Consider the following 8728-nt stretch of genomic DNA (forward strand, 5'->3'; position numbering starts at 1 on the left):
ACCGGTACGCGCCGGGAGACCCGCGCGCACCGACCTAGCGTGATACCAACCGGTGATCACGCATCGGCAACCCAGCAAGGAGGAAACGCCATGGCCGGTACCAGGGCCGATACCCCGAGGATGATGCAGACGGCCTCGGCGGCCGCCACGATCGCCGACAACCTGAGGTCGGTGATGGCCTCGCTCGACGGCGCGATGAGCGGGCTGAGCACGATGGACGGCGAGATCAAGAATCCGTTCTGGCAGGGGCACCACAACCACCTCGAAGCGATGGACAAGCTGTGCGCGAAGCTGCACCGGATGGCTGACGGCATCACCGTCTCGAAGGTGGGATACGAGACCCAGGACGCCGACGGCCAGCAGGCGTTCCGCACGCTGGCCGGCCAGTCCGGCGGCTTCGCGGGTGGCGGCGCCGGCACCGGAAGCGCCGGCGGTCACGGCGCCATCGATACCACTGTCCTCTAGGAAGGGATGCCGTCATGCTGATCAACTACCCGTACAACCAGATGGGGCAAGGCGCCGTCGACATGGCCGGCGCCAACAAGGCTGTGACCGACCTGACAGACCAGTTCGAGCAGGCCATGACCAACATGTTCCACGCCTGGGACAGCCCGGAGGGTGCCGCGGAGTTCCAGAGCCTGCGGACGCTCTGGAGGGCGGCGACCGTGGAGGTCAACGCGAGGTTGGACAAACGGGCACAAGCTATGGACGAGGCGCAGATCGGGATGCAGCGCGCCGACCAGCGCGCCGCGAACGCTGCCCGGGACTGCTGACCGGACGACTGCTGTCCCAACGACAAAGCCCGGCCCCGCGACGGGGCCGGGCTTTTGTCATGCGCGCCAGTTGCGCCGGCGGCCGAGTGGTACGACGATGGCGACAACCACGACGAGTGCCGCGAGAACTGCAGCCAGCAAGGCGATTCGGCGACCTTCCCGACCGGCCGCGGTCCGGGCCAGGATACGTCGATCCGCGATCGGGTCGACCTTTGCGGGACGGACTCGGGGCAGTACTGCGGGTTTCGCCGTCGCGAGGACGTCCTGTACCGCGCGGTACGGGTTCACCACGCCGGCGCCGAACTGATCCGCCGGACCGGCTGCGGGCGTGGCGGTGGCGATCAGGCGGTTCGCGACCTGGGCCGCCGACAGGTGCGGATCGGCCGAACGGACGAGTGCCGCCGTACCGCTGACGAACGCGGCGGCGAAGCTGGTGCCGTCGTAGTACCGGTGACCGCGGACCCGGGTCGCCGAAAGGACGCCACCGCCGGGCGCGGAGATGTCGACGTACGAGCCGACCTGCGAGTTCTGCAGACGGGTCCCGTCGATCGTCATCGCGCCGACCCCGAGGACCCCCGGGTACGCCGCCGGGTAGGTGATCGGGTCCGCTCCCTGCTGGGCGTGGGCGTTGCCGGCTGCGGCGACGATCAGCGCGTCGTGCTGTTCGGCGTACCGGACGGCGTCCCGGACCGGTTTCTGGTCGCCGTACATCGACAGCGAGATGTTGATCACCGAGGCGCCGGCGTCGACGGCGTACCGGATTGCGCCGGCGAACACCGTCGGACTGACGGCGTCGCCCTGGTCCTGGCTCGCGTCGCGTTCGCTGACCCGGATCGGCAGGATGGTGGCGCCGGGCGCGATCCCGCGGAAGCCGATCCCCTGGGCGGGACGGGCGGCGATGATGCCGGCCACCGCCGTACCGTGCGAGACACAGTCGAAATTCGCGCGGGTGTCGCCCGGTGTCAGCAGGTCGCGGCCGGGCAGCACCGCGCCGGGTGCGCTCAGTTGTGGGTGATCGGCGTCGACGCCGGAGTCGATCACGGCGACGGTCACGCCGCGGCCGGTGATCCCCGCCGGTACCCGGTCGGGCGCGAGCCAGGTCTGCGCCCACGGCAACTTGCTCACCGGGGTCCCGCCGGCTTCGGCGTACTGACACATTCCGGCCGGCGGTACGGCGGACGCGGCCGGCGCCGACGTGATCGTCGGCAACCCCACGAGCAACGCACCGGCGGTGGCCGCGGTCAGGCGGCCCGCTCTGACAGTCATCACCCTCCGGACCGTAGGTCCCGGCCCGATCGGGCCACGAGTTCTGACCCCTTGTGGCCAAGGGCTGACCACGATCGCCGTCCGGATCGGACCCTGTTCCCATGGACCCGTCGGAATTCCGCCTCGGCAAGGAACTGTCCGCGCTCGGCCTGGACAACGAGCTCCAGCGCTCGCTGTCCGCGATGAACGCCTTCCAGGCCGAGCTCGAGTCGATCACCGTCACAGTGGTCTCGCCGGACCGGCAGATCAAGGTCACGATCGGAGTCCACGGCGACGTCCGGGAGCTCGAGTTCGACCCCGGCATCTTCCGCGATCAGGACCCACGGAGCCTGGCCGCCGCGATCCTCGCCACGCTGACCGAGGCCAGTACCGCGATGGCCGCCAAGATCGCCGCCCGCTACGACGACCTCGCGGAGCGACTGTCATGACCGAGGTCGATCTGTCGGCCGTGTACGACGCCGCCGAGAAGGTACGCGAGCTCGGTACCACCAGTGGTGCGTGGCTGACCGGTGCGCTGAAGGACCTCGGGCCGGACAGCCTCGCCAAGGCCTTCGGCGGTGACGACATGGGGCGGAAGATGGCCGACGGATTCAGCCAGCGCTTCGCCTATCTGAGCCAGGCGGGCGCGGCGATCGAACAGAGCCTGCTCAACATCGGAGACGGGATCACAGCCGCCGGGAACCTGGTCGAGCAGGTCGACGGGCACAACGCGGACGCGCTCCGGGCCGCCGACCTCGACCTGCAGACCGACGGCATGCCCCTGCCGGCCAACGCGGCACCGCCCGCCGCCGACGCCGGCCGGCCGACGTGAGCTGGTGGCACCCGATCGTCGAATTCCTCGGGGCGATCGTCGGTGTCGATCCCGACGACTGGCCGAAGGGTGACGAGGACGCGCTGCGCGAGAGCGCCCGCCAGTACGACGCGATCGCAGCGGGACTGCGCTCGACCGTCGCCGGCGGATGCCGTGAGCAATCGACCGCTGTCCTGGCGGCCTGGAACGGTGAGGGCGGACGGGCGCTGGGCGCGGAGGTCCTTGCCTACGGCACCGATCCGAAGTTCGGCGGTGCCGAGGCGATGGCGGTGGCGGCCGCGGATCTCGCGCAGTATCTGCGGGACCAGGCCGACACGATCGTCCGGACCAAGATTCTGATCTTCGCCCAGATCGTGATCGGCATCCTGATGTTCGCGATCCCGGCAGGCAAGCTGATCTCGCTGGGCCTGCGGCAGGCGTTACGGCAGGGGCTGAAGGAGTTCATCCACAAGGGCGCGCAAGCCGCGATCAAGGATGCGGTCCGCGCGATCGTGGCGCAGGCCGGGAAGAGGCCGGCGCTGGCTCCGGTCAGTGTCGTCCGCGGCCTGGTCCTCGCCGGTGCCGGCGGGGTCGGGTACGGCCTGGCACCGAACACGATCTCGCAGGCGTACGGCGTACTCACCAACCAGTCGGGCCGCACCACGAAGGACGGCGGCCACGCGGACGGCTGGGACTGGGGCGAGACCAGGCAGGCCGCGGAGGTCGCCGCGGTCGCGACACCGATCGCGATCGCCGCCAGCGTGGGATTGGGCAGCGTGAGCAGTTTCGCGACTCGCAAGGTGAGCGCGCTGGACGGTCCCGTGCAGCAGTTTCTCATCCGGCGGGCCGCCGGCGCCGCCACGATGGGCGTGAGCATGCCGGCCGCCAACTCCATCGTCGTCACCCACACGTTGCCGACTGGCGAAGAGCTGTGGAAGTCCGCTGTGATGGGTGCGGCTGTCCCAGGCGGCGGCTCGCATGGCCCGACCGCCGGCGGCCCCCACGGCGACCCGATCGAGGTCGCCCCGGTCCGCAACCACTCGACGATCGGCGGCGACCACACACCCGACGGCCCACCGGAGACCGTCAAGCCGGGTCTCGAGGCGACAGCTCCGAATGCTTCAGCCGCGCCGACCGGGACTGACGCGACTGGTGCTGGGACCGGTTCAACCCAGACAGGCGGTACGGCGCAGACTGGCAGCGGTAGCGCACAGACTGGCAACGGTACGGCGCAGACCGGGAACGGGACGGGGCACAACGCCGGCTCGACGACTGGTGCGGAGGCCGGAGTGGCCCCGAGCGTCGGTGCCGCCCAGCCGGCCGCCGGCGCGCGTACGCCGGATGCCTCGGGCAGCCCGGCCGCCCGAGCTGCCACCGACACGACCACGCCGGCGGCGAAGACCACGACAACGTCGCAGCCGGGCAAGGCGGCTGCACCCGACAAGGGCGCCGGAGCCGAGAAGGCAGCCCCACCCGACAATCCACCGTCCGGCCCGGACAAACCCGCCGTACCCGACCAACCCCAGTCGCCGGGCAAGGAAGCACCCGCAACACCCCAAGACCCGGCCGCAGCCAACAGACCAGCCGACGCCGACAAACCAGCCGGCACCGAGAAGCCGGCCGGCGCCGACAAGCCAGCCGGCACCGAGAAGCCCGCCGGACCTGACAACTCCGCTGGTGCCGACAAGCCGTCTGGTGCGGACAAGCCGGGTACGGCGGTCGAGCCGGGTGGTGCGGAGAGGCAGATGGTTCCGGCGAGTGGTCAGCCAGGAGCGAAGGTTGCCGATCCAGCCAACCGCCAACCCGGATCCCCAGTACGCCCGGGCAACCACCAGAACAGCACACCCAGCGCCCCGATCAGTGAGCGTATCGCGCAAGGGGAAGCGACTGCTGGTGAGGCCGGCGCACGTGGCGACGCGCGTACAGGTGACGTTGGTTCGCGCGATGGTGCGCCCGCCGGCGAGCCGGGTTCGCGTGGTGACGCGAGTGGCGGTGCAAGTGGCTCGCGCGACGATGCGTCCACCGATGAGGCTGGCTCGCTTGGTGGAACTGCTGCGGGTGAAGGAGCCTCCAGAGCCGATGTCTCTGCTGGTGAAGGCACTCCGCGGGCCGACTCGTCTGCTGATGAAAGGACGCCTGAAGGGTCCTCGCGGGTTGGGGATCGCCAAGGTGTGCAGGGCAAGGTTTCCGAGGCGCAGGTTGGGCCGGAGGCCGAGGGCGGATCGTCGGCTGGGGCCGGTCGGGCTCGTACGGGCGAGGAGGCTGGTCGCGAGCCTTCCGCGACTGCCGAAGTACAGAAGGACTGGAGTCAGGAACCCGAACACCAGAAAGAGGTGGAGCGGCGGCAGGCGGCCGCCAAGGCAGCGCAGGCCCGGTACGAAGAAGCCCAGAAGGCGCAGCACACCAAGGAAGTCCAGAACAGGGCCAAGGAGACCGGCAGGGATCTGAAGGACGCGCGCAAGGACCTGAAGGAGGCACGCAAGGACCTGAAGGATGCCGCGCGGGCGCTCCGCAAGTACCTCGACAGGCACGGCGACCCGGATGTCCGGACGGACAAGCCGCGCCACAAGCCGCACGACGAGGCACGCGACGAGCTGCAGGAAAAGGTGACGGCGGCGACGAAGCAGTACGAGTCCGCACGGGACGTCGTCAAAGCAGCTGAGATCGCGGCTGCGCCGTTGCGCGCCGCCAAGCAGCTGGCCGAGTCCGAGCGGATGTCGTACCTGTCGGCGAAGCTGGACTACGCGCTAGCGCGGCTCAGCCCCGAGGAGATCAAGCAGTTCGGAGATGGGAAGCTCGAGGTCCTCAAGGACGCCCTCCCCGAGAACGTCACCCCCGACGAGGCGCTCCAGCTCGCGATGCACGAGATGATCCACCGCAACGACGGCGGTTGGGGCTTCGCGCTGAACGTGACCCAGATCCAGGCCGAGGTGGCGCTGCGCGACGGCTCGACGGTGCAGATGCTGCCCGGGGAAGGAAAGTCCCCGGTCGCCGCCGTCGCCGTCGGCATGATCGCGGCGGATCGCCCGGTGCACTTCATGACGTCGAACCGGACCCTCGCCGGGGAGGCCTACTCCCAGTTCCGGCAGGTCCTCGAGCCGCTCGGGTACGACGTCATCCTCGTCGATCCCGCCGTACGGTATCCGAAGCCGAGCGGCCGCACCGTGTACGTCGGCGATGTCGCCGCTTTCGGTTGGAGCATGGGCCGCGGCCACCGGGTCCCGGGCAAGGACGTCATCATCGACGAGGCCGACGCGGTGGCGATCGACCGCGCCACGCAGGTCTACACACACAGCTCCGGCGCCGCCGGCAAGGCGAGCGCGAAGGTCGAGGCCGAGGTCATGCTCGCGCAGCGATCCCTGGACAGCGGCAAGTTCACGTACGCCGACCTCGGCCTGACGCCCGACCGGGAACCGCTCAACGGGGTGGGTGCCAAGCTGAGCCCGGACGGACGGCTGAAGCTGGCCGGCGAGACCGGCCTGAAGCCCACGTCGCGTCAGTTCGCCAAGTACGTCACGCGGCTGGAGAGCGCGGCGCAGGCTCACTGGGTCCTGCGCGAAGGCCATGACTACGTCATCGGCGCGATCGGCGGCGAAAAGCGGATCCTGATCATCGGCCAGCACGACCACGACCTGCTGATCGATCGGGAGACCCAGCTCGAACAGCGCTGGACAGGCGTCGGCCAGGCGCTCGAGGCACGCCACGGCCTGGAGGTGCGCGCGGACCCCGAACACGCGAAGGCGATCACGACGCGGGATGTGCTCGACAGCTATGACCGGATGAGCGGTATGTCGGGAACGATGAAGGAGGCCGAGCCGGCGATCCGCGAGCTGTACGGCGAGGACAAGGTCGGCCCAGTCGTCGAGATCGACAGGTTCAACGATGCGAAGCTGGAGTACCGGCCGACGCTGCAGGTCACGACAATCGAGGAGAAGTACCAGGCCATCGTGGACCAGGCGATCGCGGACATGGCCAAGGACGGCAACCTGTCGACCGGGCGGCCGCAGGTGATCGCCACCGAGCACAACGAAGAGGTCGTACAGGTCTATGAACTGCTGATCAAACGGCTGAACGAACGGAACCTGTCCGCCGACGCGATCCGGATCGAGAAGATCAACGCCGAGCGGATGGCGGAGTGGATCGGCGCCGAGCCTGACGCGGGTGAACGTACTCCCGACGTGAAGGAGTCCAACTACGACATCCAGATGCGCGCCACCTTGAAGAAGGCCGGTGAACTGGGCACGATCACGATCGGGAACAAGGTGCTCGGCCGCGGTATCGACATCAAGGTGCACCCGGACGCGTTCACCTACGGCGACCGGCCCGCGGCCGACGTGCACGTCTTCACCGTCAAGGAGCGCGGCGGCCGGGAGGCAATCACCGGCGGAATCGCGATGCGCGCCGGCTACTACGACCCGAATTCGCCACGCAACACGGTCCAGGTCCTGACCCGGGCAGGCCGCCAGGGCGCGCCCGGCGAGGCCTCTCTGGTCGTCTCCCACCAGGACGAACTCTTCCGCCGCCGGCGGAGCGCGCTCGAGGCCGCCATCGCGTACCACGATTCACCGTCCACCGCCGCCCACAAGCGCGCGCTCGAGGCCTACGCGGACGCAGCCGTCGCCCACGCAAAGGCCGTCGCGCTGGGCGCGGGCGCCCAAACCGCCGAGACCCTGAAGGCGGCAGACGAAGCAGTGCGTCAGACCGAGAAGGCGCTCGCCATCGAGAACTACACCACCGCGATCCACGCCGCCCAGCTCGCGTCGCAGCAGTCCAACATCGCCAACATCCGCGCCCGGCACACCGCCGTACCCCAGAGCCAAGCCAGTACGACGCAGCAGTCCGACGGCAGGCACCCGCAGCAGTCCGACGACCTTGGTACGGCGCAGCGTGTGGACGACAGCGCTCGGAGTCGGCGGGTGCCCGATGGGCCGCAGGCGGCTGGTGGGCCGGTGTATCGGCAATTGGCGGCTGAGGATCAGGCCGAGGTTCGGGGGATCGTCGCGAAGCTCACGGCGAACGATCCGGTCCGGTTGGAAGGTCTCCGGCCGTTGCTCGAAAGTCCGCGGCTGCGGTCGCTCGATCCGGAGCTCCTGATGCACGAGGTCAGGAGCTGGGAAGGACTCAGCTACCAGGAGGTGTTCAGCAAGGGCACCTTGTTCGGCGCCGGGATCGCCGACGCGCCGGTTCCGGCGCCGCTCGCGCGTCCGTCGAGCGACTTTGCCGATGCCACGGACTTCGGTCGGCTCGAGTCCCTGCCGCCGCAGTTGAGCAGTGCCGGCGACGCCGGACGCCTCGCCTCCGAGGACCCGAACGCCGGTGCTCACCTGATGACCGGACCCGATAACCGCGACTGGGTCGTCAAGCTGTACGCCGACACCGCTATCAACCAGGAAACGGCCCAAGCCGAACTCGAAGGCCTGTACGGCGCCTACCTGACCGGCTTCGGTCCCACGCCGTACGGGTTGGTCCGGGTGACGGTCGACAACAAGAACTACATCGGTGTCGCGATGGCGCCGGTCGCCGGCGGTCTGATCGAGGCCGAGAACCGCGACGCAACCGCCGAGAACAAGGCCGAGGCCGCGCACTGGCGCTCGCGAGTGACCTTCCGTACGGCGCAAGAGCTCGACCTGTTCAGCCGCGCCCTGCTGGCCCAGGGATACTCGTTCCGCCGTGACATGAGGTACTTCGTCGACGACAACGGCAACCTCCGCCTGATCGACCTGGCCGGCGTCGAACCCCTGCCCGCCAAGGGGTTCTACCGGGATTTCTGGCGCGAGAGGCACCACGAGGTGATCGCCGAAGCCCGCGGCCCACTGGTCGAGGCTGCCGTCGAGAACGCGACCCGGCAGTCGTCGAGCACGGCCAGAACCGTTGCCGAAACCTTTGGATGGCTGCCGTC

General features: G+C 69.4%; 6 protein-coding genes. 5 read left to right on the forward strand and 1 reads right to left on the reverse strand.

Annotation, left to right across the window (positions count from 1 at the left end; genetic code table 11):
* Positions 1-120: 120 nt before the first annotated feature.
* Together VFF46_RS25710 and VFF46_RS25715 are read left to right on the forward strand one after the other, a co-directional pair.
* A complete protein-coding gene (locus tag VFF46_RS25710) occupies positions 121-465 on the forward strand; it encodes a hypothetical protein (protein WP_325039781.1) in 345 nt (114 codons plus the stop codon).
* 14 nt (positions 466-479) lie between these two features.
* A complete protein-coding gene (locus tag VFF46_RS25715) occupies positions 480-773 on the forward strand; it encodes a hypothetical protein (RefSeq protein WP_325039782.1) in 294 nt (97 codons plus the stop codon).
* 57 nt (positions 774-830) lie between these two features.
* Here VFF46_RS25715 and mycP read toward each other — a convergent pair whose 3' ends face one another.
* Positions 831-2039: a type VII secretion-associated serine protease mycosin gene (gene mycP / locus VFF46_RS25720; protein WP_325039783.1), complete on the reverse strand. Its 1209-nt coding sequence runs from the start codon at positions 2037-2039 to the stop codon at positions 831-833.
* Positions 2040-2140: 101 nt separating this feature from the next.
* Between mycP and VFF46_RS25725 the strand changes: the two genes are divergently transcribed.
* The 3 genes from VFF46_RS25725 to VFF46_RS25735 form a co-directional block, all read left to right on the forward strand.
* On the forward strand, positions 2141-2467 hold the full coding sequence (locus VFF46_RS25725) for a YbaB/EbfC family nucleoid-associated protein (protein WP_325039784.1): 327 nt from the start codon (positions 2141-2143) through the stop codon (positions 2465-2467).
* Positions 2464-2850, forward strand: a complete 387-nt coding sequence (locus VFF46_RS25730) for a hypothetical protein (RefSeq protein ID WP_325039785.1) — start codon at positions 2464-2466, stop codon at positions 2848-2850. The genes VFF46_RS25725 and VFF46_RS25730 overlap by 4 nt, the downstream gene beginning before the upstream one ends.
* A partial coding sequence (locus VFF46_RS25735; RefSeq protein WP_325039786.1) for a hypothetical protein occupies positions 2847-8728 on the forward strand: 5882 nt, incomplete at its 3' end. The genes VFF46_RS25730 and VFF46_RS25735, both read left to right, overlap by 4 nt.

This window comes from Kribbella sp. (assembly GCF_035655035.1).
Classification (GTDB): Bacteria; Actinomycetota; Actinomycetes; order Propionibacteriales; family Kribbellaceae; genus Kribbella.